A 26,273-nucleotide genomic window follows, 5' to 3' on the forward strand; every position below is an offset into this window, starting at 1 on the left:
TCATGAGCGGGGCTTCAGCGTGTAGACAAACCCTCGCATTCTTTGCCAGTCCTGCGTGCCGGTGCTCACGAATGTCAAATTCGCTCCGCGCCGGTACTCGTCCTTCCTAGAATGCAAAGGTTTTCTATCACGCTGAAAAGAAGACACAGGGCTAAAATCAAGTTCATTTTAGCCCTGTGTCAACAATTTGAGCCCCGCTTATTAGCGGGGCTTTTTTATGATGAAATCTGACAAACCGCTTTTCTCATAAGCTCTTCAAAGGCCTCGAAAAAGGCATCTCGATCAACGTGGTCAATGACTTGAATCGATTTTCCATCTGGATGTTCTTCGGTACGTCCTTGTCTTGGCGATTCGGTATAAACAATTGCATTCATTTCTTTTGAACGGGTAAATGAGGTGGATGCAAGAGTGATCGTGGTCAGCACATCCCATAAGTAGTAAGTCGAGTTCGTTTCGTGATGAATGAGAGGCGGACAAAAGGCATAACATTGTCCAATAAAGTCAATCCCGATGTGAGAGCGAAGGGAAGCCCATCGTTGACGGACATCGAGTGTGAGCGGGACTTGATTCGTGCTTTCCAGTGCGACCATTTCAATTGGAAAACGCTCTTGAAATACGGTGCTCACAGCATAAGGGTCCCAAAAAGCATTCCATTCTGCTGTTCCATCATGCTCGGGTTCTTCTACATTGCCTTTTTCAAGGAATGTGCCGCCCATCCATACCAGTTTCTCAATTTTATTTGAGATGGAAGGATCTTCTTCTAAGGCGCGTGCAAGGTCTGTGAGCGGTCCTGTAAAGAGCAGCGTAACAGGTTCGGTTGACTTTTTCACCGTTTCAATCAGGTGAAGATGTGCAGGAAGCTTAGATACTTTTGTATCAATAGCGCCTTTTTCATTTAAAATCGGCAGGGCATCTACATAAAAAGCATGCATGCGCCATTCCTTTGGAAATGGATTCACACCTCTAGAATTGGAAGCGGCTACTTCAATCTCATATGGGCTAAATCGATCAATAATTTTCTGAGAGGCGCTCAGCGCAGGCTCTAAATAACAATCAGCAGGAATCACAGACATCCCGATCACTTTCAGGTGTTCCATTTGAAGAAGTAGAAATAAGGACACGAGATCATCAACACCGCCGTCATGGTTGAAATAGACAGGCTTTTTCATGGCATGCCATCCTTTTCATCGTTTTCTTTTATCTTATCAGAATGCTGATCTGCTGAGGGAAACGTACCGTGAGATTTCAAATATTAGGGGGTTGTTCTGTTGCCATTTTCAAATCTCATAGTATAATTAAAGGTTGTTAGTGGTGAAAATAGATTGCATAATGATAATAGGATGATGATGAATGAAACGTGCTCGAATTATATACAATCCGACATCTGGACGTGAACTCTTTAAGAAGAATTTACCGCAGGTTTTGCAAAAATTTGAACAGGCTGGCTATGAAACATCTTGTCATGCGACGACATGTGCAGGAGATGCAACACAAGCAGCCGAAAAAGCCGCACAGAGAGATTTTGATTTAATTGTAGCAGCTGGTGGAGACGGCACGATTAATGAAGTCGTCAATGGATTAGCACCGCTTGAAAAAAGACCAAAATTAGGAATCATTCCAGTTGGAACGACCAATGACTTCGCTAGAGCACTTGGCATTCCAAGAGAAGATATTTTAAAAGCGACAGATGCCATCATTGATGGTGTAGCAAAGCCGCTTGATATTGGTAAAGTGAATGGACAGTATTTCATTAATATTGCGGGAGGCGGCCGATTAACAGAGCTGACCTATGAAGTGCCTAGTAAGCTGAAAACCATGCTAGGACAACTTGCGTATTATTTGAAAGGCATGGAGATGCTACCATCCATTCGCCCGACAGAAGTCGAAATTGAATATGACGGCAAATTGTTTCATGGAGAAATCATGCTGTTTCTTGTTTCACTAACAAACTCAGTAGGCGGCTTTGAAAAGCTGGCACCAGATTCCATTCTAGATGACGGGATGTTTGACCTGATCATTCTAAAGAAGGTCAATCTAGCAGAAGCCATTCGAGTGGTCAGTCTTGCACTTCGAGGCGAGCATATTCATGATAACAATGTCATCTACGCAAAAGCGAATCGCGTGAAGGTAGATGTAAAAGATAAAATGCAATTGAATTTAGATGGTGAATACGGCGGCATGCTGCCAGGTGAATTTGAAAATCTGTATCGCCATATTGAATTTATTGTGCCAAAAGCAACAGCTGAAAAAATAGGGTGAAGACTAAACTTGGTTCCTTATGGCGACCAAGTTTTTCTTTGCAAATGAGGTGATAAAATTGGTGAAAATGAAACCGCCTGTTGAAAAGAATGAATACTACAATGTAACCTTCGAAGATTTAACGCACGAAGGTGCAGGAGTAGCGAAAATTGAGGGTTTCCCTGTGTTTGTACCGAATGCCCTTCCTGACGAACAAGGGAAAATTAAAGTCACACGTGTCAAAAAAGGATTTGCTTTTGGACGACTCATGGAGCTGACAAAGGAAAGTCAGCACAGGCAAGATGCGCCATGTCCCATTTACAAGCAGTGCGGCGGCTGTCAAATCCAGCACATGAGCTATGAAGGTCAGCTGCAATTTAAACAGAAACAAGTAAAGGACGTATTGGAGCGGATCGGCAAGCTTGATATGAGCCGTGTAAAAGTTCATCCTGTACTCGGCATGGAAGACCCTTGGAACTACCGAAACAAAGCACAAGTACCAGTTGGCGAACGGGAAGGCGGACTTGTTGCTGGATTTTATCAGCAGCGTACCCATGAAATCATTGATATGGAAAAATGCTTGATCCAGCAATCAGAAAATGACGAAGTGGTACAGGCAGTAAAAGACATCTGCAATGCGTTTGGCATCAAAGCATATAACGAAGAGCGGCATAAAGGCTGGCTCCGTCATGTCATGGTTCGCTATGGCATGGCAACAGGTGAAATGATGGTTGTGTTTGTCACAAGAACGGCTGATTTTCCGCAAAAGCAACAGGTGATTGAGCAGATTATAGCACGCTTCCCACATGTTCGGTCAATTGTGCAAAACGTGAATTCAAAGAAGACAAATGTCATTTTCGGAGACGAAACGACCGTTTTATGGGGAGAAGAATACATTTATGACACGATTGGCGACATCAAATTTGCCATTTCAGCCCGCTCATTTTATCAAGTGAACCCAGCTCAAACAAAGGTGCTTTACGACAAAGCGCTTGAATATGCCGAGCTGCAAGGAGAAGAAACCGTGATCGATGCGTATTGCGGAATCGGTACAATTTCCTTATTTCTCGCACAAAAAGCAGGCAGAGTCTATGGCGTAGAAATTGTGCCAGAAGCGATTGAAGATGCAAAACGCAATGCTGCCCTAAACGGGATTAACAACGTTGAATTCGCAGTCGGTGAAGCAGAAACTGTTATCCCAAACTGGTACAAAGAAGGTATCAAAGCAGATACGCTAGTGGTCGATCCACCAAGAAAAGGCTGTGATGAAGCACTGCTTGATACGATTTTAAAGATGAAACCAAACCGTGTTGTGTATGTGTCCTGTAATCCTGGGACGCTAGCTCGTGATTTGCGTATTCTTGAAGATGGTGGGTATGTGACGGAGGAAGTGCAGCCGGTGGATATGTTTCCGCATACCTCACATGTGGAATGTGTGGCGCAACTTATTTTAAAAGAAGGCAACTAACCCTTGTGGTTGTTGCCTATTCTTATTCTTCGAAAGGATTTACGAAGTTGTTATGAACTATCGCCTTTCTTACTAGAACAATTTCTAATTACCTTAAATTTATATAAACAATACAAAAAGTTAGTATTGACTATACTGTTTTTGTGTATTATATTTAACTTATGATATAAAAACTTACTTTAGAAGGAGTTAAGTATGGAAAGAAAAAAGGGAGCTAAAGAAGTATACAAAAGTATTAAAACACTAAACTTTACAAATAGCTTAAGTAATTCGGAAACTGTTCTGCTAACAACAGGTACAATTTTAGCAATAGCAAAACAAAATGGTTCTGAATTTACAAAAGTAATTCAAAGCCAAAATGTTTTAGAAAAAGTAGAAAAGATGATTATTGAGTTACAACTCGAAGAGCACTTTAAAAATTTAATGCTAGAAGTATTTAAAAAAACTTTTAATACAAAGTACATAAATGCTTTAGTGAATGTCCTTTTAAACATCGAACAGAATTTAAAAAAACTATATATAGGTGAAGTCTTTGATGAGTTAATCGAATTCGTAGGAATGGAAAGTCGAGATCTATTCTTGACACCACAAAGTATTAATAAGATTTCTACAAAATATTTAGTAGATCAGGTTTCTGAATATACTACGTTCCACGATGGAACAGCAGGTTATGGTCAGACTGCAATAATGTTAGCGAAAAAAGTACCAAATAGTCGTTTAGCTTTACAAGATATCAATCCTACAGTTGCAACAGTATTGCGTTTAAGATTATTCTTAAATGACATTGAGGGAACAGTTGTAATAGACGATTTAATAAAAAATCCAGTATATGTAGAAGGAAATAAACTAGTTCAATTTGATCGGGTGTTTATGGCTCCGCCATTTGGACTCCGTTTAACAGAAGAACAACAAATTGATATGAAATATGATCCATTTAATCGATTTGTTTATGGGATTCCTCCTCGTTCCCAAGGTGATTTAACATTTTTAAGCTGTGGGTTAAGTGCAACAAAAGAAAATGGAAAAGCAGCTTTCTTATTACCGGCGGGTGTTTTATTTAGAGGTGGTCCGGAAAAAGAAATCCGTCAACGTTTAATTGACTTTGATGTAATAGAAGCAGTCATTTCTTTTCCACCGTTACTACAACCGTACACAGGTATTAAAACGGTGCTTTTACTTTGCAACAAAAATAAGCCCAAATCACGTAAAGGTAAAATTTTAATGGTAAATGCTGAAGATCTAGGTGAGACATCTAATAAACGTGATGTTGTATTAAGTGAAAAAAATATTGGATTAATTAATGACATAATTTCTGCGGGTGAAGAAATTGATAAAATTAGCCAATTTATTACTAACGATGATATTAAATTAGCACAATTGACACCAAGTAACTATATTTATAAAACGGAGACACAAGTAAGTGAATTAGGTACTGTTGCAATTGATATGGATGGCTTAAATAATGTATCAACGAAGCCATTATCAGAATTAGTTGATTTTTATCGCGGGTTTAACGCCTCAGCAAAAGATGAGGATGAAAGCGGAGAATACGCTGTTTTAAAAATTTCTGATATTCAAGATGGTGTGGTTAATTTGGAAGGTGTAACACGTTATTCTATTAAAAATAATGCCAAAATCAATAATAACCGTATACAACAAGGCGATGTTTTATTATCTATTCGAGGAGTAAATCGTAAAGCAGCATTATTTACTAGTGATTGTGATGATGTGTTACTATCTCAAAACTTTGCAGGCATTCGTTGTAGTGAATTACTAGATCCAAAATTTTTGCTATTATACTTAGAATCGCCGATAGTACAATTCTACTTCGATAAACATACAGCGGGTACAACAATTATGAATTTATCAATGAAGGGTTTAAAAGAACTACCTGTCCCGCTACTATCAATAGACGAACAGAAGAAAGTTGTTGAGATATTCGAGGTTGAACAAGGTAAAATTAACGAAGAATTAGTACGTCTAAAAGCACGTCAAAAAGAACTTAAGCTTGAAGTATATGAAGCAATGGGAATCAATAAAGCTTTTACACTTTTGTAAAGGCTAGGATTTCTGATATAAGAAGGAACTTAAATGATTACAGGTGAAATTAAATAAAATTGATGGGATTTGGACAACTCTTTGGACAGAAGGAAATACAAATCCATTAACAAATATCGAACAATTAACATATTTACTATTTATTAAAGGATTAGACGAAAGTGAATTACATAAAGAAAAAGAATCGTCTTTTTTAGGCTTAGAACATACAGGAATTTTTACTGAAATGCCAACTGATTTTACAGATATACAAAAAGAACATTAGCCAAAAATGCGCTGGACTCAATTTAAACAATTACCAGCAGAAGAAATGCATCAAGAAATGGTAACTACTATTTTTCCGTTTATCAAAACATTAGGTGGTGGTATTACGGTTGTCTTTAAAGATCAATTGCCAAAAGCAAAAGGAATTTTGGATATTATTGATATAATTAACCGTAATGCTGAGGAGATCTATTATTAATCTAGCTGGGAATAGAAATAACCCAGCTTTTCTTAGAAACATAATATTTTCAATATTAAAACTTATTAAGGTTTTAATAATATAGAATCAATTTAGGGGTGTAAAAATGTATAAAATAAATTTATATAAAATTGATGAAAGAAATCATAGAACTTTTTTTAATTATTTAGAAGAAAAACTGGTTTATATTGGAAATAAAGCGTTAGAAGATGAGGAAGGAGAAAAATATTCATTTTCATTATTTAAAATAAATGAAGAGGTAGATAAAGAAATTAGTTGGAATTGGATTTTAAATGAGTTTGAACAATCGTTGTTGTCAGTCAAAACACAACCAAAAGCAGTGCTAGTACTTGAGTATGATGATGAAATGTATGCGGTGACATTTGGGAGTGCATTTTTCTTAGTAGATAAGTATTGTGATAGAAATTTTGCATTCGAATTTGCTAGAAGAATGAAATACTTAGAGATTAAAACGACTACTTTATTATCACCTAATATGCAAAGGAATAAGAATATTAGTACATATATAAATTACGAAGCCTTGGAGTTTGATAGTGGTGAGTCATTTGCAAAATTAAAGGCAAAGTTAAACTTAGATGAGTTCAATAATCCATTAATTGGGGAAACTGTCGAATTTGGAAAATCTATAAAATTCGATTTGAAAGTTTCAAGCTTAGAAAATGTAAGCCAGCTATTAAAATTTATAAAATCAACATTAAATCAAGATGAAATATATAAAATCCCCGTATTTAATAATGTGACGGACAAAGATCTCTTAATAAAACTAGAGGCCAACTTATTTTCAAAGATTGAGGAAAATAGTAATGTTATAACTATTTCTGAGTTAGATATTATTGGGGTTTCAGAGATATTTAATAATCAAGATACATTTTTTGAGCTATGGCACGGTCATAAAAGAAAAGAAATAGAAAGTCTTAATTTTGCTGAGGTAGAAAAGTTCGCTGAAGAAAAAGAAATCGAATTATCTAGAGAGATTCTCAATATCAAGGTAAAAAGTTTTAATAACGGTAAATCTATTAGAACAGACAAAATTAAAAATTTAATTGATTATGTAGACGATGATAATAGGTGTGTTTTAAATAAAGGAATATGGTATCACTATAATGATGATTATCAAAAGTACTTAGAGGATTCTATTTCAGAAATAGAAGTGATTTATAATCAGGAGTATGATTTTAGCGATTCAATTCATCAGGATTTTATTGATGAAAAATTTAATGCAGAAAAAGAAGAGACTGAATTCGAGGGATTGAGAGATTCGAAAATAAAAGAAAAATTAAAGAATAAATACTATGCAGAAAGAGCTTTTAATCTTTTAAGAGTGAGAGATGGTTTTGAAAATTACGATAGAGTTACAAATAGTTATGCAGGTGCAAAGATAGAGTTAATGGATTTATACAAAGATGAAACTATGTACGCAGTAAAAATAGGAAGTAAATCTTCAAATTTATGTTATGCAGTAGATCAATCTATAAGTTCTTTGAAAATGTATAAACATAATACATTAGAAGGAATGCCGGCAATTAAGAATGTCGCAGTTTGGTTAGTATTAAAGAGACAACCACTTCCTCTTAATGAAAATGGACAACCTGATTTAAGTACTTTGAATATGATCATGCTGAAAAACAAATTAGATTCGTGGAAAAAAGAAGTTCGATTGCAGGGACTTAATCCGATTGTATATATAAATTATAAGCAGTAGTAGTTTATCCAGGCACGTGGAATTTGTAGCAAGCCTTGTAATTAATCAGTAATCTATTGAGAGTCATCCCGATTTCGAGAAAAGCATTGATATCGGGATATTTTTATTTTTGTTTGTTCAATATGCACCAAAAAATAATATTTGGAAGTGAAATGAATATTTCCCCCCACATTTCATCACCAAATGTCCTTTTTTGCAATTTTGCCTAGTTCATATTAAAGTATATAATGATAAAAATTGCTGAAAGAATTTACAGAAGGACATGCCCCATAAGGCGCTATGTCATGAGAGGAATTGGATGAAAGATGAGTAAAAATTTCTGGCGTGATTTACCACGGCCATTTTTTATATTAGCACCAATGGAAGAAGTGACAGATGTTGTGTTTCGTCATGTTGTGAGTGAGGCAGCGAGACCGGATGTGTTTTTTACGGAGTTTACGAACAGTGAGAGCTACTGCCACCCTGATGGCATTCAAAGTGTGAAAGGCCGATTAACGTTCACCGAGGATGAGCAGCCGATTGTTGCTCATATTTGGGGAGATAAGCCTGAGAACTTTAGACAAATGAGCATTGGAATGGCGGAGTTAGGATTTCAGGGGCTCGATATTAATATGGGTTGTCCTGTCCCTAATGTTACGCAAAACGGAAAGGGCAGTGGATTGATTCTTCGTCCAGACGTTGCGGCAGAGCTGATTCAAGCGGCAAAAGCAGGGGGATTACCTGTTAGTGTGAAAACAAGACTAGGGTTTACAGAGGTCGATGAATGGCGTGGTTGGCTCAGACACATTTTGGAGCAAGACATTGTGAATTTATCGATTCATCTTCGTACTAGAAAGGAAATGAGCCAGGTAGATGCGCACTGGGAGCTTATTCCTGAGATAAAAAAACTGCGTGATGAAGTAGCACCTGATACGCTTTTGACGATCAATGGTGATATTCCTGATCGTCAAACGGGCTTAAAGCTTGCTGAGCAATATGGAATAGATGGAGTGATGATTGGGCGTGGGATTTTCCATAACCCATTTGCTTTTGAAAAAGAGCCGAAAGAGCATACGAGTGACGAACTCTTAGGTCTTTTAAGATTACATCTTGATCTTCATGATCAATATTCTTCATTAGGTTTGCGTCCATTTAAGGCACTGCATCGTTTCTTTAAGATTTATGTAAAAGGATTCAGAGGAGCGAGCTTCCTAAGAAACCAATTAATGAACACATCATCAACAGATGAAGTGCGTGCAATGCTAGATGAATTTGAAGCGAGAAATAAGGAGCAATCATTATGAAAAAGAGGAGGGAGGGCCCTTCTCTTTTTTCTTGAATCAGGACTACTTCTTTTGCACTACATATTCGTGATTATACTAAACTTCTTGGTATTTCTATTTTGTAACTTGTTTATCTTAATGTCTTAAAACAGTATTAATTAAATTCATTAATATTCTAGTAATAAACATCATGTTATTTAACTTAAAGTGATATGAAATTAAAATTATACTTATGTATAAAAAATTACTGTCGATATAATTATGGGAGGTATTAGTGTGTTAGTGTTCAAAAAAAGTGTTGAAGTTATATATAGAATCTTAAAAAAAATTTTCGTTCCCTCAAAAAAATTATCTGTATTCTTTGCTCAACTGTGTATGTATTTGTTTTTAATAGCACTGGTAGGCGTTTTAATTAACCAGACATGGATAATTGAATACAGTGGTTTTTTTCTAAGTAGCATAATTGATATAGCTTTTATATATTGGCTGTTCTCTTATTTCAGCTTTCTAAAATTTAGAAAAGATCCTTTGTATTTTAAAGTAGCTAAACAAAAGGACTACCCTCACCAATATTCTGAAATTAGTAAGGCAGTGGAAAATATCGATGAAATTGAAGTCTCTGTTATGAAATGGGCTAAAGAGAATTATAATCAGAATGCTTTAGAAAAACTAAAATCATTAAATCTATATCACAGAGTTAGTTCAGGAAGAAAGGATTTAGATTTTTTATATAACTCACTTATAGCAGTTATTTTCGGGGTAATAACGACAGTAATATTTAATCCTGACATAATGAATACTTATAAAACATATATAAGTGAGCGTTTCCCCTTAGTCAACGAGTATGTAATTTACTATATGAATGGTGTGACAATATTTTTTTGTGGGGTAATCGTATCATTATACTTTTTGAAAGAAAAGCATTTAATGAATAGAAAAACTGAACTTTATGAAAGTATATTAGATAGAGTTATTAGCAAACTTGAGCACAAAGAAAGTGACTGAAACTCTTTTAGACCTCATCTATAACGTTTAAATGATAAGTGAGTTAAAAGACCCCCTCACCAAAAGGGGGTCACCAATTCCTTTACTCTGCACTCTCCTCAACATCACGGCTATCTTCTGTTTCACCAATATAAATAGGGCCGTTTGCATGGTCGATTCGGATTGGCCATTCGTATGGGACTTGCAGGCGTCGTGCGATGGCTCTCCAAAATTTTGCAGAATCAAATTCTAGTTCTTGAAAGTCTTTAAGCAATTCTTTATAAGAAGATCCATCAAATTGAATGTACGAGTCTTGCAGACGCATAAAGGCGTAATGTCTCACTTCTAATGCTGCCGCAGCTTCCATTTCTTCTTCTGTTGCTTCGCCAATGATTGTTCCTGCGGGTGGAAGCATGTCGTATACGTTAAATTCCTCTTCTTCTTCGTGTGCTGCATTGTGCTGTTGATCTGACATTTTTTTCACTCCTTCTAGTCTTCATCAAGCTTTTATTCGTGCTTACTTCTATTATCGGAAGGAAATGTGAAATGTGGAATGAAAAAAGAAGCAGATCCACAATACTTGCTTTTTCTTCTTGAATCCTCTATGATTAATTACAGATATAAAAGGTCTACAATAGATAGAAAGGAATGTTTCTATGAAATATTCTAAAGCGACCAACTATGCGCTTCATACGATGGTCTTTTTAACCCTTGCACCAAAGGGGAAAGCAATAGGCGTTGAGCCTCTCGCCAAGATGCAAGATCTTTCACCTACCTATTTATCTAAAATTTTAACAAAGCTTGTGAAGGCAGGATTGATTGAATCAACACCTGGCGCAAAAGGTGGTTACACCATTCTGAAAAAGAAAGAGGACATTTCGTTTTTAGACGTCATTCAGGCGGTAGAAGGACAAACCCATTTATTTCGTTGTTCCTTAGCACATGATTCTTTCATGCCTCACGATGGCTGTTTGATTGAACAAGTCATGCAGGATGTTGAAACAAAAATGCAGGAGACGTTAAGTCAAAAGCGGTTAGTTGATATTGCAAGTCAAATAGAGCAGACAGAAAAAAATCCATTTTTCAACATGTGATTTTTTTGAACCAATTATAGATATTAAGAGTCTTTAAAGTCTTGAATGAAGGAGCGGTTTATATGATATTAGATTGTGCCATTATCGGAGGCGGACCAGCCGGATTAAATGCAGCACTTGTTGTAGGGCGGGGCAGAAAACAGGTAATAGTATTCGATGACGAGATGCCAAGAAATCGGGTGACTCAGGAATCACATGGATTTATTACAAACGATGGAATGACACCGTTTGAGATCAGACAAGCGGGAGAAGCGGATCTTCAAAACTACCCCAATATCCAAATCAAACGAAGCAGAATTGTGGAGATACAAAATCATGAGGACAACTTCGCATTACTGACACAAGAAGGAGAAAGATTCGAAGCGAAGAAAATCATATTGGCAACAGGACTTCAGGATATACTGCCAGAAATGAAGGGGATTCATGAAGTGTATGGAAAGACGTTGTTTAGCTGTCCTTTCTGCGATGGCTGGGAGCTGAAGGACAAGCCACTTGCCCTGATTGCAGAGAACCAGCGCGCTTTGCATATGGCGAAACTTCTTTCCAATTGGACAAAGGATTTGATTGTGTTTACAAATGGACAGCAAGTGTTAGCTGAAGAGGAGAAAGCACTGTTATCAGCACATTCTATTCAAGTTATTGATGTGCCAATTGTAGCGATCCATCATGACAATGGTCAGCTACGCTCTCTTCAGATTGCAAATGGAGAGATAGTGATAAGAGAAGGCGGATTTGTCGCATGTGATTTTAAGCAGTCAACCCCTTTTGCTGAAAAACTAGGCTGTCAAATGACGAAAAATGGGGGCATTGAAACAGATATTCTTGGGCGTACAACCGTCAGCGGTATTTTTGCATGTGGTGATAATTTAGGCGGACCTGCTCAGCTTGTTCTTGCAGCAGCAGCTGGAAGTCAGGCAGGAATGGGCGTCATTCATGAACTTGTGCAGGAAGAGTTTCAACAAAAAACATCTCTGTAAAAAGAGATGTTCAGCGATGAGCGATTTTCCGTTTTACTAAGACGTGAGCAGTCCATTCAAAAAGTGCGTAGATGACAAAGAAGATTAGGATCCAGCTACTGACATCGACCCATACATTGTTGATATGAATGATGTTCGCCTGATCAAGTCCAGCCTGTATCCACATCGTGATCAATGCGGTGAGGAACACCTGTAAAAACCATTTTTTCAATTGGTCACACCTCCATCTCTTTCTATCATATAAGAAATGACAGTTTATTTCCAATTGAATTTCCATCAGTTTCAACGGTAAAATAAGATATAAAACCAATGGAAGGACATGAGATGAGCAATCAAACCAATCGTTTTTTAAAAAGTCATTTTCCTGATCTTGTCCTCACACCGCCTCTTTTTTATAGGTGGCCTTTTGGTCTTCGCTTTGAAGTGGCAGATTGGTCATTAGGAAAAGAATCGGTTGTATTAGAAAAAGCAGGCGATCGGGCTTTAAAAATTATCAGATATGCTTTTGATCCAGAAGACGATATTCTACTTGTCACGGATGTCTATACGCAGCATGAACATGAATTAACGAAGCAAAAGCTCCTTGTTTATCAAAAATATGCCGACCGACAAGTGCGTCACCGATTGCGTCACGAGCGTTTGACCTATGTACAACCAAAACAAGAAGAAACAATGAAAAGAGAGAGATTTACACTCAAGTGTCAGCTGCAAGATATTCGATTGCGCCCGCTATTACAAGCCATCTGCCAAGAGGATTTCTACAAACCGAATCAAATCATGAAAGGAAAGCTTGGTTATGACATTTATCTCATCAATCTCTCAAAACAGATGATTTTCCACTTATATGATGATCGAGGCTGTGATCTTATTGCGGCAGATCCAGAACATCTGCGTCCAGTTTATGAAGGTTTACAGCACTGGCTCTTAGACTATGACCGTGCTCAGATGGATCAGTTGTTTGCCGGGAAATAAGAAAAACCGCACTTTGACAAGTGCGGCTTCTTTTTATGCTTCTACTTTATTGAAAAACTGTGGCAGATATTCTTTGTGTGCTTCTAGCATTTCATCTAGGATGCTTTTTGCAATGGCATCTGATGGGACGAGCGGATTGATGGTCATGGCGACAAGTGCTGTGTTGTAGTCGCCTGTCACGGCTGCTTCAGCGGCTACACGTTCAAAGGATTTAATTTGAGAAATAAGTCCTTTGACAGCGACCGGCATTTCACCAACAGCGATTGGTTTTGGGCCGTCTTTTGTGATGACACAGTTCAGTTCAACGGCAGAATCATTTGGAATGTCACTGATGGCGCCATTGTTGATCGTGTTTACAGGCTGAATGTCATGCTTGTCGTTATAAATGGATGCGATCAAGTTACATGCTGCATCACTGTAGTAAGCACCGCCTCGTTTTTCAAGCTGTGGCGGCTTAATATCAAGATCAGGATCTTTGTAAAGCTCGAACAGGTCATTTTCTAGTGCACGGACGACTTCTGCACGAGTTCCTTCATTCTCTGCTGCTTTCTTTTCTTCAGCCAGCATATCACTTGTTTTGTAATAGTAGCGGTGGTACGGACAAGGAATCACACCAAGCCCTTTTAAGAAATCTGCATCCCACGGAATGGCGTGAATGTTGTTCATGGACATGGTGGAGTTTGGATCTGCCATGTCTTCGATCACTTGATCCATGATGCTTTTGCCATCTAAGAACACGTTCAGTCCAAAGACCATATGGTTTAATCCAGCAAAGCTGACTTCGACTCTGCTTGCGTCGACATCAAGTCCTTTGGCGATGCCCATGCGAATGCCGATTGGTACGTTACATAGTCCAACGACTTTGCGGTGGTTTGAATAGCGAAGTACGGCTTCTGTGACCATACCAGCTGGATTTGTGAAATTCACAAGCCAAGCATCCGGGCATAATTCTTCAATATCTTTCACAATCTCAAGAATGACAGGGATGGTGCGCAGACCCTTGAATAGACCGCCTGGACCGTTTGTTTCTTGACCAATGACATCATATTTTAAAGGAATACGTTCATCCTTCATACGTGCTTCCAGTAATCCGACGCGGAATTGTGTTGTGACGAAATCAGCGTCTACCAGTGCTTTCCGGCGATCTAAAGTTAAATGAACCTCGATTGGAAGCCCTGCTTTTTTCACCATGCGTTTTGCAAGATTTCCGACGATCTCAAGCTTTTCTTTACCTGCTTCGATATCGACGAGCCAAAGTTCGCTAATTGGAAATTCCTCGTACCGTTTAATGAATCCTTCGACAAGTTCTGGTGTATAGCTTGATCCTCCGCCGATTGTGACAACCTTTAATCCTTTTGCCATGTTCTGCACCTCCGAATAATGTAACGCACAATGTTATAATAGAGTGAATCAATCTTTTATCATTTGTTTGTACATCTATAGCTTATCGTGAGAGTACCTTGTGCGTAAACGGTTTCAGCGTCTTTAGGCAAGGGTGCCCTATTTAGAGATTTGTTACATAAAAGAAACGTGTTGTGTCATGTTGTTGGAGAAAGGGGAAGTCAGATGTTTTCAAGTGAGGTCATTTCCAGCTTTAATGAACTAGAAAGCTCTTTATACCGATACATTATGGAAAACAGTGAAAAAGTCGTCTATATGAGAATTCGTGATTTGGCAGATGCCGCACATATATCGACCTCATCTGTCCTTCGCTTTTGTCGAAAAGTGAATTGTGAAGGCTTTTCAGAATTTAAGGTGAAGCTCAAAATGTATTTAGAAGCAGAACAAACACCTTCTTTGAAAAGCACGCAGCATTTCCTGTATGAATTTATCGAACGGACACTTAAAGGAGATTTTGAGGAGAAGATTAAAGAGGCAGCGAAGCTCATTGCGGATGCAAAGAATGTGCTGTTTATTGGGACGGGCAGTTCTGGTATTTTGGCGCAGTATGGGGCAAGGTACTTTTCAAGTCTGGAGAAATTTTCGTTTTACATCAATGATCCATTTTTCCCGATGAATATGCAGTATTTAGACAATAGTGTCACCATTGTGCTGTCGGTATCAGGAGAGAACAGTATTACGATTGATCATATTTCGAAACTTAAAAGAGAAGGCAGCACGATCATTAGTATTACAAACAATCAGCACTGTACAATTTCTCGTATTTCTGACTTGAATATTGCTTATTACGTCACAGACGAACGAGTCCATAGAGCCAACATCACTACACAGACACCCGTTGTCTATATCCTAGAAGCAATGGCGCGTGACATGTTTGCGATGTTAAAAGAAAAGTAAAAGAGTCGCTGCCTTAAACAGCCGCTCTTTTTTTCTGCATCATGAAAGTGGTGATGGCAATGCTTGAGCAGATGAGTACAAACAGTCCGCCTAACAAATACACAAATCTCGCTCCGAATGTATCCGCAATTAATCCAACAAAGAAAATAGATAAACTGACAGACATAGAAGAGAGAACGTATTGAGCCGAATACACCTTTGATAACTCATGGACTGGCGTTTCCGTTTGGAGGATGGTTTGCTGCGAAACATCCCGAATTTGATAGGCAGGCCCCATTAAAATACAAAGCAGCAATGCAAGCCATGGCAGGCTGTTTAGTGAAAATAGGATCGTCAGCACTGCATAAATAAAAGAGCCCGCTGCCATAAAGAGGAGAAGTTGTTTTTGAATAAACTGACTTAGCCATGCAGCCATGAGTCCGCCTATAATGGCACCTATATAATATGCGGCATTGATATATCCCCACCATTCCGCACCTTCATTTAAAACAAGTGTGACAAAGGCAAGCGTAACCGGTCCGACCCACAAAGCACCTGCAATATTTTCACTAACATCCATGAAAGTCAGGATGCGAACCGTTTTGTTTGTCCAAATGATCTTCCAGCCATCCTTGAACCCGTTCATCTTATTTTCTTTTTGAACCGTGTCTTCTTGCTTGAGTAGAGAAAAAACAGGGATGATCAATAGATAGGACAACACAATCATGAAACAAGAGGCCCACATTAAATAAAATGGACCAATCAACAGGACGAGCATTCCAGTAAACGAATAGCCGGCGATTTGAACAGATTGATAAAAAACGGAGGCTGTACTGTTCGCTTTCACAAGCTGATTTGCTGGCACAAGCATCGGCATGATGGCCTGTAATAAAGGGCTGATGAACCCGCCTGTGATGGAAATCAAAACGAACGCACTAAACAGCCAGATCAGGTGCTGCTGAAAGAAATCAAATTGGGTCGTGAATACGATGAGCATTCCAATACGTAAAAGAGGGACCCATTTCAATAGACGCTTGGCTTGAAAGAGTTCTGTCAAAACAGGCGAGAGGAGCCCAGCCAATAGCTGACATAGTGTTCTTATGAGCGGAAATACAGCCGCATAGGCGACAGATTGTGTATCTTGATAAATAACCAATGTGACTGTCATCAAAAATAGAATATCACTTAGCATGAGAAGGCTTTTACTGCCTGTATAACACCAAAACTTATTTCCCATATCCAACCGACTCCTTTTCAAAAACAAGTTCAGTATAGCATGTTGGCGAAGTGTGCAGAGGTTTTCCATTGAAAAATACATCTTAAGGATGAGAGGATTGTGATAAGCTAAATGAAAGGACATTGTAAGGAAAGGGGTTCAATCCATTGAAAAAATTACCAGCACATGACTTTTTGGACAAGCATGGCATCCCGTATGACATCAAAACATTTTCTGCCGACACAGAGAAGGGCGCAGCGAATGTAGCGGCTGCTCTTGGTTTTAGAGAAAGACAAATGATCAAAACATTGATCTTTGAAACAGGGGAAGGGGAGCAGCTGCTTGTGATGGTTGGTGCTGACCAGCACATCAAATCAGGGAAACTAAAGAAAGCCGCAGGCTCTCGCAATATCAAAATGGCTTCACCAGACACGGTGCTTGAAGTGACAGGCTATCGCATTGGCTCCATCCCGCCATTTTGTTGGCAGCCTGAAGGGTTCCGCACGATTATCGAAGCATCGCTATTAGAAGAAAAGATATTAGGCGTTGGAGCAGGAGAATGGGGAAATGAAATACTCATCACACCAGAACAATTAGTGAAAGCCTCAAAGGCGGTCCCATTTGATCTAGTTCAACCATCCGAATAGAAAAAGTGCCTGTTGCTGAAGCAGGCACTTTTTTAATTGGAGTCAGGTGCTATAAAGGGTCCGATGTCTTTCATTTGCAGAAAAGCATTCACCGTCCTATTTTCCTCAAGGTCATTCGCCCGTTTGCAGACCACAACAGGTCTGATAATGTCAATTCCTTCGATATACACGCGCCCAATCTCTCCACGTTCTAAGCTTCGCTGAACAGCGTCACGAGGAACAAGGGTGATGCCATAGCCAGCTTTGATCATTTGAATGGCTTCGTGGACACCACTGAATTGTAAATCAACGGTCGGTTTTTTAATTCCTTTAGCGGTAAAAAGGGAAAAAAGCTTGTCTCTCGTCGAACTGCCTTCTTCTCGCATTAAAAAGGGTTCATGGCTTAGGCGTTCTAGGGGGACGGTTTGTCCATTTAACGGGTGATCCACAGGCACGATAAAGTCATAACTTAAATCAGTTAAGTGAGAGGTGTGAAGATCTTCGTCGTGCAGATCCTCTATTACGGCGATCGCCACATCTGATTGATATTGAAGCAGGCTTTCGATCACTTGAGCGGAGTTTCCGCTTTTTAATTCAATGTCTGTCTGTGGCGATGATGTTTTAAAAGAGGCAAGCCAATCAGGCAGCAAAAAGTTAAGTGGTACATAGGTAGAAGCAATTCTGAGTCTTCCTTTTTTTCCGTTTTGCAGAAGGGTGATCTGATATTCTACTTCTTTTTCCGCCTCGAATACTTGCCGAGCATATGGATACAGGATCTTCCCCATCTCTGTCAGTGTAATCCCCCGGCCGTTTCGTTTGAAAAGACGAAAGCCGATCTCTCGTTCAATGCTTCGTAATTGTGCTGTCACAGCCGGCTGTGTCAAAGACAGCACGTCTGCCGTTTGTGTGACACTTTTTGTTTCGGCTACCTTTGCAAAAATACGGAGGGCATGTAAATTCATCATTGCACCGCCTATCAATTATTTTGATGATTCAATCAAAAACATTCATTAGATTTATTATAAGGTATCCCTTATCGTAAAGGTAGCGAAGGGGGAAGAAAAAATGGATCGTCGTCAAAAGCAAGTGGTGTCAATTTCGCTCATCACAGCATTTGCCCTTATTGGGGATTCAATGCTCTATATTGTTCTCCCGGTCTATTGGAAAGAGATTGGTTTATCATCCATTTGGGAGGTGGGGTTACTGCTGTCTATCAACCGATTCATTCGTATCCCGCTAGCACCTGTCGTATGGTGGCTTTATCGATATATCCCAATGAAGACCGGTGTACTGATCGCAATTTTGATCGCGTCAGTGACCACGATATTATATGGTATGAGTGGATTTTGGCTGCTATTGATTTGCCGCTGTGCATGGGGTCTCGCTTGGACGTTACTCCGTATGAGTGGGATGAGGGTCTTGGCTGAAATGGACGAAGGCTCACAAGGACATTTGACGGGTCTTTATAATGGGCTTTACCGGCTTGGCAGTTTATTTGGCATGTTATTTGGTGGAATCCTTGCCAGCTTGATCGGTTTTCAGTCCATGACGCTTGTCTTTGGCTTACTCACATTAATGGGCTGCATTTTTTATGTATCGTTGGATGAAATTGAAAAGAGAGAAGGCACGCAGGTGTATCATGGCATCAAACAGAAGTGGTTTACACGAGATGTGGTAAAAGTACTGATAACAGGCATGCTGATCGCACTGATCATCCAAGGTTTATTCGCATCCACGCTGAGTCATGTCATTGAAGCAAAGATTGACCAAGATGAATTGACTCTGTTTGGCTTTGTCATCGGAGCTTCAGCTTTAAGCGGTGTTATTCAAGCACTCAGGTGGGGATGGGAACCATTTCTCGCACCGAGAACGGGCAAATGGTTTGATCGTCTTGTGATGAAGGAACGAATGTTATGCTGGATGTTTCTTTCATTTGGAGGTCTCAGTTTTCTTGTGATCATGCTGAAGGTAAGCGGCTGGTTCCTATTGATGCTGCTTTTGATGCAACTGATGGCAACAATTGTCACAACGTTCACCGATACACTTGCCTTTCAAAAAGCTTCTGCTCAAACAGATAAGAACCGCTTTCTCGCCAGCTATTCTTTTGTTCAAGATATGGGGGCTGCTTTAGGACCTTTGTGTGGGTATACGTTGATCCAGTTTTTCGGAACAAACAGCGTCTTTTGGCTGATGCTTATCATAAGTTTAATGCTCGTCAGCATGTGGATAAGAAGCGGGCAGCATGTTTCTTCTAGTGCAGTGTAAAAAATAAAGCGTTATATAAAAAACTGCCTCATGCAGCTAATCGCAGGAGGCAGTCATATTCTCTTATTCTAAGTCTGAATCATAGGCTTTTTGCGTCAGTTGGCTGACGACCTCTTTCAAGCCATTGGGTTTATGGAATTCAACAGGTGTGCTTCCTTTTTCAAATACAATTTGATCTGCTTCAACGAGCACGACATATCGATTGTTGACCTTTGCAATATGAATCGAGTGGCCGAAGTCGGCTAAAAGTCCTTTAATTTCTGTTTCGCCTAGACGCATCTTCATCGTGATATCAGGGGTTTGTTCAACAATGTGTGAAGCGGCTAGCGTGACCTGTTCTGTATCGAGTGTTTCCCGAATCTCCCGTTTTTCACTTGCTTCCCATATTTCAAGGTCCTCTTCAAATTGTTTTAATTCTTCACTTTCATCCTGAAATGTTTCAAATACATGTTCCTGCACCATATTCATGACCTGTGATTTCATGATTTCAGGCATCGATTCCCCGTATTCGACGAATTTTAGAAAGTCTTCAAAATAACGAGCGTGTGAGGATTGGTGAATTTTCACTTCGGCTTCCTCTGTCATGCCCTCTTCTGGCATAAACGGGTATTGAATCGATTTCATGTTTTTTGTTGTAATCGCCATTTCTACTTTTTTGATCAAGGTGGATGTATCAGCAATAGAAGCGACTTTCTGTTCAAAATCGCATTTCATGATAAAGACAAAAGAGTCATCGAAATACTTTTTAGGAACCGCAGATGCAACCAGAAACACGCCGCCTCTGACAGCACTTGTATCTAAATAGGTGCGAACAAATTGTTCACTGCATTCGTTAAATACTTCTTTTGTATCTGCAAATCTCGTCTGATGAAATAAATTGTAGTTTGGATTTGAATCGAGTTCATGCCCGGGTTCGACAATAAATCGGCCAATTTTAGTCGGTACTTGCTCAGACTTAGGGTGTCTGTCCACTTTTCGTTTGACGATTTTTTTAAGCTCACCGTCTAGAAAGTCCTTCAGCTCACTTTGTTCAAATTCCTCTTGGTTTAATGTTTGGTAATGTTTAAACCGTTTATTTGCTTGTTCCTCTTTGCCTTCTATTTCAACCACATAGAATGATAGAAAACGTATCGTAAAATCCACTGATTGGTCACCACTTTTTCTTCTTTGGATATGTTGAGTATAGAAAAAGGAGTGAAAATCGTCAACGAATGGAGAAATATCGTGTCATTATTTCCCGAGAAATGTTTCGTGAAAAACGCTTGATAATAATTATCATTCTTGATAGAATGATAAAAGAAAAGAAGGAACCTGCCAGTTCCTTCATCTCAGAAAATCATGTATTATTTTGTTTCAAATGTTTCGCAATCCGTTTCAGCATTGCGAGTCACGTCAGTCATTGTGCTTTTACCAATTTTAATGGTAGAAGCTGTACAGCTGTTGTCAGCCCAAAAACGGCAAGAGTTCACTTCACAAAGTACATTTTGTGCCATGGGAATTCACCTCCGTGATTCATATTAAGAATGAAGCAAGCTGCCACTTGAGTTCATTCAATCTAGTAGTCTCTTTATCGAAAGAGGCTGTTTGTGCTGTATATGCACATGTTTATCATACCATCTACCCTGAAAATATACAATTTAAACTTTGAAAGAGCGAGAATGCAAATCTCGCTCTTTTTTGTTTGTAAAAATAGTTAAATGCTAGGTGGCACCCTCTCTTATTCCGACATATGAATAGAGTAGATTCAAAACCTGATGTCGGACAAAGTATAAGGGTACATGTACTGATTTTCCGCATGAAGATAGGGTTTTCAATCAAAAATTTTCATAGAGAGATGAGGGGAGAAGATGAAAGCAGTCATTCTCTGCGGAGGAAAGGGAACGAGAATGAGTGAGGTCACACAAGCGCTTCCTAAACCACTTGCTATGATCGGAGATCGGCCTATTCTATGGCATATTATGAAAATCTATCAGTATTACGGTGTAGACGAGTTTATCTTATTGCTTGGATATAAAGGAGAGAAAATCAAAGAGTATTTTCTCAACTACGACTGGCGGCATCACAGCATGCAGCTGGATATGTCGACAGGGGAAATAAAGCTTTTAGGGAATTCGGAGAACTGGAAAATCACTTTTTTAGATACGGGTGAGAATACGATGACAGGCGGGCGGCTAAAGCAGGTACAGGATTATATTGGTGATGAGACATTTATGATGACGTACGGGGACGGACTTGCCAATATCAATATGTTTCATTTGCTCAAGCGCCATCAAGAGCTTGGAGCAGCTGCCACTGTCACAGGAATTGAAAAGAAATCACAGTACGGCACGCTGAAGGTGTATAACGGGATGGCACAATCCTTCTCTGAGAAGACAGACAGTATCGGGATGATCAATGGAGGATTTTTTGTGTTGTCTCCAAAGGTTTTTGATTATTTAACAGATGATGATCAATGTGTGTTCGAAGCAGAGCCTCTTCAAAACTTGGCGAATGATGGAGAGCTTGCAGTCTATGAGCACCACGGATTTTGGACAGCAATTGATACGTATAAAAACTTGAAAGAAATCAACGGCATGTGGGCAGATGGAAAACAACCATGGAAGGTTTGGTGACAGCATGAGCGGATTTTGGAATGGGAAAAACGTATTTGTGACCGGGTGTACGGGATTGTTAGGGAGTTACCTCGTCAAGGAATTGATTGATCAAGGAGCAAACGTAACAGGGCTTGTACGTGATCAGGTGCCAAGATCGAACTTGTATCAAGGCAGTCAATTTGAAAAGATGAATGTCGTCCAAGGCGCACTTGAGGACATGCAAACGATAGAACGTGCGTTAGGAGAATATGAGATTGATACAGTCTTTCATTTGGCTGCCCAAGCGATTGTCGGGGTCGCAAATCGTCACCCGGTCTCTACATTTGAAGCCAATATTTTAGGAACATGGAATGTGCTGGAGGCATGCAGAAGGCAGCCGCTTATCAAACGAGTGATTGTGGCATCGAGTGATAAAGCATACGGGGATCAAGAACAGCTTCCTTATGATGAAGACATGCCGCTTAACGGCAAGCACCCATATGATGTGTCAAAAAGCTGTGCAGATTTAATTTCTCACACGTACTACAACACATATGGTCTACCGGTTTGTATTACGCGCTGCGGTAATTTATATGGAGGCGGGGATTTGAATTTTAACCGAATCATTCCGCAAACCATCCAGCTTGTGTTAGAGGGAAAGGCGCCAGAAATTAGAAGTGACGGAACCTTTATCCGTGATTATTTCTATATTGAAGATGCGGTCAAGGCTTATTTACTGCTAGCTGAAAAAATGGAGGAAAAAGGGCTTGCAGGAGAAGCATTTAACTTTAGTAATGAAATTCAGCTGACTGTGCTTGAGCTCGTTGATAAAATCTTAAAGGCGATGGGCAGTGAACTAAAACCTCGTATTTTGAATCAAGGAACGCATGAGATTAAGCATCAATATTTATCAGCAGAAAAGGCGAGAAAGCTGCTTGATTGGAAGCCTGATTACTCCATTGATGAAGGGTTAGAAAAGACAATTGAATGGTATCGCGAATTCTTTCAAAAATAGAGGTGTATACAGATGAACAGCATATATTGTACGGTTCTATCAAGTGGAAGACTTTATCAAGCTATTGCGTTTTTCTTATCGTTGAAGCAAGTAGAAGATGATGCTGTCATCAAGACGTTATGTATGGATGATGCTGCATTTGATTTGCTTCATCAAATGAATTTCCCGCATGTCGATCTTGTTCATGTACGTGAACTTGAAACGCCGGAGCTTCTAGAGATCAAAAAGGAACGAAATGATTCGGAATATTGCTGGACATTAAAACCGATTTGGATTGAGTGGCTATTTAAGCAGGACCAGGCGGAGGAAGTGACGTATCTTGATGCGGATTTGTTCTTTTATGAGAGTCCACAAGTGATTTTTCAAAACCAGCCTGATGCCTCTGTGCTTCTATCAAGAGGGGATATTGTCATTCCAAGCTTTGATCCAGAGGAAGTGAAGATGCTTCAGAAACTTTTAGGGCGCTATAATTCAGGGTTCCTGCATTTTAAAGGAGATGAAGCCGGCCGAAAGTGCCTGAGCTGGTGGAAAATAGAATGTCTAAAAGAATGCAAAAATGCGCCTGGAGAAGGAAAATTTGGCGATCAAGGGTATTTAGATCATATGCCGGTGCTGTTTGAAAAAGTAGAGGATATTCAAACAAAGGGTGTGAATATTGGTCACTGGAATTATGGCCAGCATTCTTATCAGGAAGAGAATGGACGTATTTTGCTTGAGGATGGAAGCCCACTCATTTGCTATCATTTCAGTGGTTTTCGGATCTTAAGCAAAGATGATATGCAGCAAATCCATGAAAAAGGAAGAGATGACTTGCCATTTTTCCAAGAAGCCTATCGGGAAGTGCTGCGTCATGTGATTGAATCGGTAGAACAAGTCAATCCGATGTTTAACGGCTATGCCAAACTGGAGGAGGATGGCGCATGAATGAAAAGCCGAAGGTCAGCGTCATTATTCCGAGTTATAATGCGAAAGAGCGTTTAGAAGGGAGCCTTTTTTCCTTAACGCTTCAGGAAACCGATATTCCATTTGAGGTCATTGTCGCTGATAATGGGTCAACGGACGGCACGATGGAAATGCTCGAAAACATTGAGGTGAACTTTCCATTCAAAAAGGTGCGTATTCCTGTCAATCAAGGAATTGCCAAGGGGCGCAATCATGCCATTCGTGAGGCAGAGGGAGACCTTTTAATATTCCATGACAGCGATATGCTGGCAGAGCCCCAATTTATTCAAAAGCACGCAGAGGCACATGCTGATCATGAGGACCGTGTCATTTGCGGTGTATGCTGGAAGCGAATCTACCGTTATTTTTACACCGGTTTTGATAAAGATCATGTGAATCGATTAAAAAAACAAGGGCTGTATCAGCGGAAAATGAAAGACAAAACGTCTCTTATGTCGATGGAGGAAGTGAAAAGCGGCGCATTTCTAGAGAGAAGCTTCGACTTGCAGTCCGAATTTATTGATATCCTGAAAGACATTTTAAACACGTACGACTATGATTTAAGTTCTTATCAATTGCCGTGGCGATTTTTTATCACAAATAACTCTTCCGTCAAGCGAAAGCATGTCATGGAACTAGGGATGTTTGATGAAAAAATCGTTAGATACGGGTTTGAGGATTATGATTTAGGCATTCGTCTGCATCAGCTTGGCCTCTCATTTGAACTGCGTGAGGATATTTTGAGTGTGCATCAGGAACATCCAAGTAATTTAACGTCATTCGATGACATCAAATATAACATTTTGTATATGTGCGAGAAGTACAACAATATTGATTCGATTGATGTTCATCTGGCTTTCTCTGGACCATTTTCTCATACCGTGACAAATGATATCGTGAAAGACATTCGCCAGCTGCGTAAGAATGAAGCATATGATGATCTGCTCGCTTATTTTTTGGAGCTGCTTCATATGATCACAGAGCGGAATGTGGGCATTAAACGTGATCAAAAGGACGTGCTGACGGCAAAGCATTTCCCTTTGAAAAAGCTGTCAGAGGCGGCTCAGCTTGCCAAGCAGGAACATGGATGCACGGTGCTGGCAGAGGCCATTCAAGGGCTCACAAAAGAGCTGCTGCATGTTGACTTGTTCCAAGTGGATGTGTTGTAGATGGCATCCTATCATTTCACAACCATTGTGTCGAATACCCATGTATTTAAGCTACTGGCGCTGATTCATTCACTTGAGCAGACGGCTCAATCATACAAACTTTCTGTCTTATGTGCTGATCCTTTGGCTTACAAGGTGTTAAGTCAGTTTCCTCACCCACATGTCCAATATGAACAGCTTGAAGATGTGGAAGATGATTCGCTGCGAAAAGCAAAGGCGGATCGTACGTTCCACGAGTATTGCTGGACGCTTAAGCCTGCGTTTCTACTCAAAATTCTTGAGTCCTCTGATGCAGATTATCTCGCTCACTTGGATACGGATTTGTATTTTTACCATGATCCAGAGGCGATATTTGCAGAAAATCCACTCGCTCATGTATTTTTGACAGATCATATGAATTCCAAGCGTTTCTATCACTTTTATGAATTATCCGGCCGTTTTAATACTGGGTTTGTAGGCTGTCGAAACACAGATGTGGCCAAACGGGCTGTGACGCAGTGGAAAGAGAACTGCATTGCGCACTGTACAGTAGAAATGGATACGGAAAAAAAGACATATGGTGATCAGCGGTATGTTGAAAGATGGGTCGATGATTTTGAGGGTGTCCATGTGGTGGCATCTAAAGGTGCCAATGCAGCGATTTGGAATATTGAAAACTATAAGCTCTCCGTTGTGAAAGGAGATATGTATCTCGACGAATGTCCACTGCTGTTCTATCATTTTTCTGCCTTTACGATCATTGATGAAAATACCTTTAATCTGAATTGGTATTACTATATGACAGAACACACTCTTGTGGATCATTTGTATATTCCGTATGCTGATTTGATTCATCTGAAAATTAAACAGGTGCAAAAGGTCTTTCCAGACTTTCAGCAGGGGTTTATTGCAAAGAAGCATGTTCCTGACACACATTTTTATAAGATATGAAAAAACCGCTCATTTATTGAG

At 39.5% G+C, this 26,273-nt stretch carries 27 protein-coding genes; 19 read left to right on the plus strand and 8 right to left on the minus strand.

Annotated elements, in window-relative coordinates:
- Window positions 1-215: 215 nt before the first annotated feature.
- Window positions 216-1,169 carry a nucleoside hydrolase gene (locus NST73_RS03505; RefSeq protein ID WP_135009857.1) on the minus strand — a complete coding sequence of 318 codons (954 nt, stop codon included), beginning with the start codon at window positions 1,167-1,169 and terminating at the stop codon, window positions 216-218.
- 181 nt (window positions 1,170-1,350) lie between these two features.
- On the opposite strand from NST73_RS03505, the gene NST73_RS03510 reads away from it, so the two are divergent.
- The 8 genes from NST73_RS03510 to NST73_RS03545 all read left to right on the plus strand — a co-directional run bounded on the left by NST73_RS03510 (window position 1,351) and on the right by NST73_RS03545 (window position 10,217).
- Window positions 1,351-2,259, plus strand: a complete 909-nt coding sequence (locus NST73_RS03510) for a diacylglycerol kinase (RefSeq protein WP_007496845.1) — start codon at window positions 1,351-1,353, stop codon at window positions 2,257-2,259.
- A 61-nt stretch (window positions 2,260-2,320) separates the two neighbouring features.
- The gene (gene rlmD, locus NST73_RS03515; protein ID WP_326241528.1) at window positions 2,321-3,706 is read left to right on the plus strand and encodes a 23S rRNA (uracil(1939)-C(5))-methyltransferase RlmD; all 1,386 of its coding nucleotides are present in this window, start codon (window positions 2,321-2,323) and stop codon (window positions 3,704-3,706) included.
- A gap of 195 nt (window positions 3,707-3,901) precedes the next feature.
- On the plus strand, window positions 3,902-5,764 hold the full coding sequence (locus NST73_RS03520; RefSeq protein WP_342499385.1) for an N-6 DNA methylase: 1,863 nt from the start codon (window positions 3,902-3,904) through the stop codon (window positions 5,762-5,764).
- Window positions 5,765-5,807: 43 nt separating this feature from the next.
- Window positions 5,808-6,029 (plus strand): type I restriction-modification system subunit M N-terminal domain-containing protein, encoded by a 222-nt coding sequence (locus NST73_RS03525; RefSeq protein WP_058336470.1) that lies wholly within the window; start codon window positions 5,808-5,810, stop codon window positions 6,027-6,029.
- A 6-nt stretch (window positions 6,030-6,035) separates the two neighbouring features.
- On the plus strand, window positions 6,036-6,227 hold the full coding sequence (locus tag NST73_RS03530) for a hypothetical protein (protein WP_058336471.1): 192 nt from the start codon (window positions 6,036-6,038) through the stop codon (window positions 6,225-6,227).
- Window positions 6,228-6,333: 106 nt separating this feature from the next.
- Window positions 6,334-7,950 carry a DUF6119 family protein gene (locus NST73_RS03535; RefSeq protein WP_058336472.1) on the plus strand — a complete coding sequence of 539 codons (1,617 nt, stop codon included), beginning with the start codon at window positions 6,334-6,336 and terminating at the stop codon, window positions 7,948-7,950.
- Window positions 7,951-8,255: 305 nt separating this feature from the next.
- Window positions 8,256-9,233, plus strand: coding sequence for a tRNA-dihydrouridine synthase (locus tag NST73_RS03540; protein WP_144680092.1), 978 nt, complete (start codon window positions 8,256-8,258; stop codon window positions 9,231-9,233).
- A gap of 255 nt (window positions 9,234-9,488) precedes the next feature.
- Window positions 9,489-10,217 carry a hypothetical protein gene (locus tag NST73_RS03545; RefSeq protein ID WP_024718617.1) on the plus strand — a complete coding sequence of 243 codons (729 nt, stop codon included), beginning with the start codon at window positions 9,489-9,491 and terminating at the stop codon, window positions 10,215-10,217.
- An 82-nt stretch (window positions 10,218-10,299) separates the two neighbouring features.
- Here the strand turns inward: NST73_RS03545 and NST73_RS03550 are convergent, their stop codons facing one another.
- Window positions 10,300-10,671 (minus strand): hypothetical protein, encoded by a 372-nt coding sequence (locus NST73_RS03550; protein ID WP_007496834.1) that lies wholly within the window; start codon window positions 10,669-10,671, stop codon window positions 10,300-10,302.
- Between the two features lie 181 nt (window positions 10,672-10,852).
- Here NST73_RS03550 and NST73_RS03555 point away from each other — a divergent pair, with 181 nt between their 5' ends.
- Both NST73_RS03555 and NST73_RS03560 read left to right on the plus strand, forming a co-directional pair.
- A complete protein-coding gene (locus NST73_RS03555) occupies window positions 10,853-11,290 on the plus strand; it encodes an Rrf2 family transcriptional regulator (protein WP_024718615.1) in 438 nt (145 codons plus the stop codon).
- 62 nt (window positions 11,291-11,352) lie between these two features.
- Window positions 11,353-12,267 (plus strand): NAD(P)/FAD-dependent oxidoreductase, encoded by a 915-nt coding sequence (locus NST73_RS03560; protein WP_342499386.1) that lies wholly within the window; start codon window positions 11,353-11,355, stop codon window positions 12,265-12,267.
- 10 nt (window positions 12,268-12,277) lie between these two features.
- Here NST73_RS03560 and NST73_RS03565 read toward each other — a convergent pair whose 3' ends face one another.
- Window positions 12,278-12,478, minus strand: coding sequence for a hypothetical protein (locus tag NST73_RS03565; RefSeq protein WP_024718613.1), 201 nt, complete (start codon window positions 12,476-12,478; stop codon window positions 12,278-12,280).
- A gap of 113 nt (window positions 12,479-12,591) precedes the next feature.
- Between NST73_RS03565 and NST73_RS03570 the strand changes: the two genes are divergently transcribed.
- Complete coding sequence (locus NST73_RS03570) at window positions 12,592-13,239, plus strand: DUF3885 domain-containing protein (protein ID WP_342499387.1); 648 nt, start codon at window positions 12,592-12,594, stop codon at window positions 13,237-13,239.
- A gap of 33 nt (window positions 13,240-13,272) precedes the next feature.
- On the opposite strand, the gene NST73_RS03575 is transcribed toward NST73_RS03570, so the two are convergent.
- Entirely contained in the window at window positions 13,273-14,601 is a 1,329-nt protein-coding gene (locus NST73_RS03575) for a 6-phospho-beta-glucosidase (protein WP_056408143.1), read from the minus strand.
- A 204-nt stretch (window positions 14,602-14,805) separates the two neighbouring features.
- Between NST73_RS03575 and NST73_RS03580 the strand changes: the two genes are divergently transcribed.
- Window positions 14,806-15,537: a MurR/RpiR family transcriptional regulator gene (locus NST73_RS03580; RefSeq protein WP_342499388.1), complete on the plus strand. Its 732-nt coding sequence runs from the start codon at window positions 14,806-14,808 to the stop codon at window positions 15,535-15,537.
- Window positions 15,538-15,550: 13 nt separating this feature from the next.
- On the opposite strand, the gene NST73_RS03585 is transcribed toward NST73_RS03580, so the two are convergent.
- Window positions 15,551-16,753, minus strand: a complete 1,203-nt coding sequence (locus NST73_RS03585; RefSeq protein ID WP_274660846.1) for an MFS transporter — start codon at window positions 16,751-16,753, stop codon at window positions 15,551-15,553.
- Window positions 16,754-16,899: 146 nt separating this feature from the next.
- Here NST73_RS03585 and NST73_RS03590 point away from each other — a divergent pair, with 146 nt between their 5' ends.
- Window positions 16,900-17,379 (plus strand): YbaK/EbsC family protein, encoded by a 480-nt coding sequence (locus tag NST73_RS03590; protein ID WP_024718610.1) that lies wholly within the window; start codon window positions 16,900-16,902, stop codon window positions 17,377-17,379.
- A 32-nt stretch (window positions 17,380-17,411) separates the two neighbouring features.
- Here NST73_RS03590 and NST73_RS03595 read toward each other — a convergent pair whose 3' ends face one another.
- A complete protein-coding gene (locus NST73_RS03595) occupies window positions 17,412-18,320 on the minus strand; it encodes a LysR family transcriptional regulator (protein ID WP_326377280.1) in 909 nt (302 codons plus the stop codon).
- A 103-nt stretch (window positions 18,321-18,423) separates the two neighbouring features.
- Between NST73_RS03595 and NST73_RS03600 the strand changes: the two genes are divergently transcribed.
- The gene (locus NST73_RS03600) at window positions 18,424-19,623 is read left to right on the plus strand and encodes an MFS transporter (RefSeq protein ID WP_342499389.1); all 1,200 of its coding nucleotides are present in this window, start codon (window positions 18,424-18,426) and stop codon (window positions 19,621-19,623) included.
- 63 nt (window positions 19,624-19,686) lie between these two features.
- Here NST73_RS03600 and NST73_RS03605 read toward each other — a convergent pair whose 3' ends face one another.
- Together NST73_RS03605 and NST73_RS03610 are read right to left on the minus strand one after the other, a co-directional pair.
- On the minus strand, window positions 19,687-20,766 hold the full coding sequence (locus NST73_RS03605; RefSeq protein ID WP_039168562.1) for a DUF3900 domain-containing protein: 1,080 nt from the start codon (window positions 20,764-20,766) through the stop codon (window positions 19,687-19,689).
- 200 nt (window positions 20,767-20,966) lie between these two features.
- Window positions 20,967-21,116 (minus strand): DUF1540 domain-containing protein, encoded by a 150-nt coding sequence (locus tag NST73_RS03610; protein WP_008344201.1) that lies wholly within the window; start codon window positions 21,114-21,116, stop codon window positions 20,967-20,969.
- A gap of 354 nt (window positions 21,117-21,470) precedes the next feature.
- Here NST73_RS03610 and rfbF point away from each other — a divergent pair, with 354 nt between their 5' ends.
- From rfbF to NST73_RS03635, 5 genes are read left to right on the plus strand one after another with little or no spacing between them, the layout of a single operon-like run.
- The gene (rfbF, locus tag NST73_RS03615; RefSeq protein ID WP_096881107.1) at window positions 21,471-22,235 is read left to right on the plus strand and encodes a glucose-1-phosphate cytidylyltransferase; all 765 of its coding nucleotides are present in this window, start codon (window positions 21,471-21,473) and stop codon (window positions 22,233-22,235) included.
- A gap of 4 nt (window positions 22,236-22,239) precedes the next feature.
- Window positions 22,240-23,211, plus strand: coding sequence for a GDP-mannose 4,6-dehydratase (locus tag NST73_RS03620; protein ID WP_025092661.1), 972 nt, complete (start codon window positions 22,240-22,242; stop codon window positions 23,209-23,211).
- A gap of 12 nt (window positions 23,212-23,223) precedes the next feature.
- Window positions 23,224-24,135, plus strand: coding sequence for a putative nucleotide-diphospho-sugar transferase (locus NST73_RS03625; RefSeq protein ID WP_268382435.1), 912 nt, complete (start codon window positions 23,224-23,226; stop codon window positions 24,133-24,135).
- Complete coding sequence (locus NST73_RS03630) at window positions 24,132-25,322, plus strand: glycosyltransferase family 2 protein (RefSeq protein ID WP_160758104.1); 1,191 nt, start codon at window positions 24,132-24,134, stop codon at window positions 25,320-25,322. Before NST73_RS03625 ends, NST73_RS03630 begins: the two co-directional genes overlap by 4 nt.
- Window positions 25,323-26,252, plus strand: coding sequence for a putative nucleotide-diphospho-sugar transferase (locus NST73_RS03635; protein ID WP_047946786.1), 930 nt, complete (start codon window positions 25,323-25,325; stop codon window positions 26,250-26,252).
- Window positions 26,253-26,273 lie beyond the last annotated feature (21 nt).

It is taken from the genome of Bacillus sp. FSL W7-1034 (assembly GCF_038593365.1).
Lineage (GTDB): Bacteria > Bacillota > Bacilli > Bacillales > Bacillaceae > Bacillus > Bacillus altitudinis.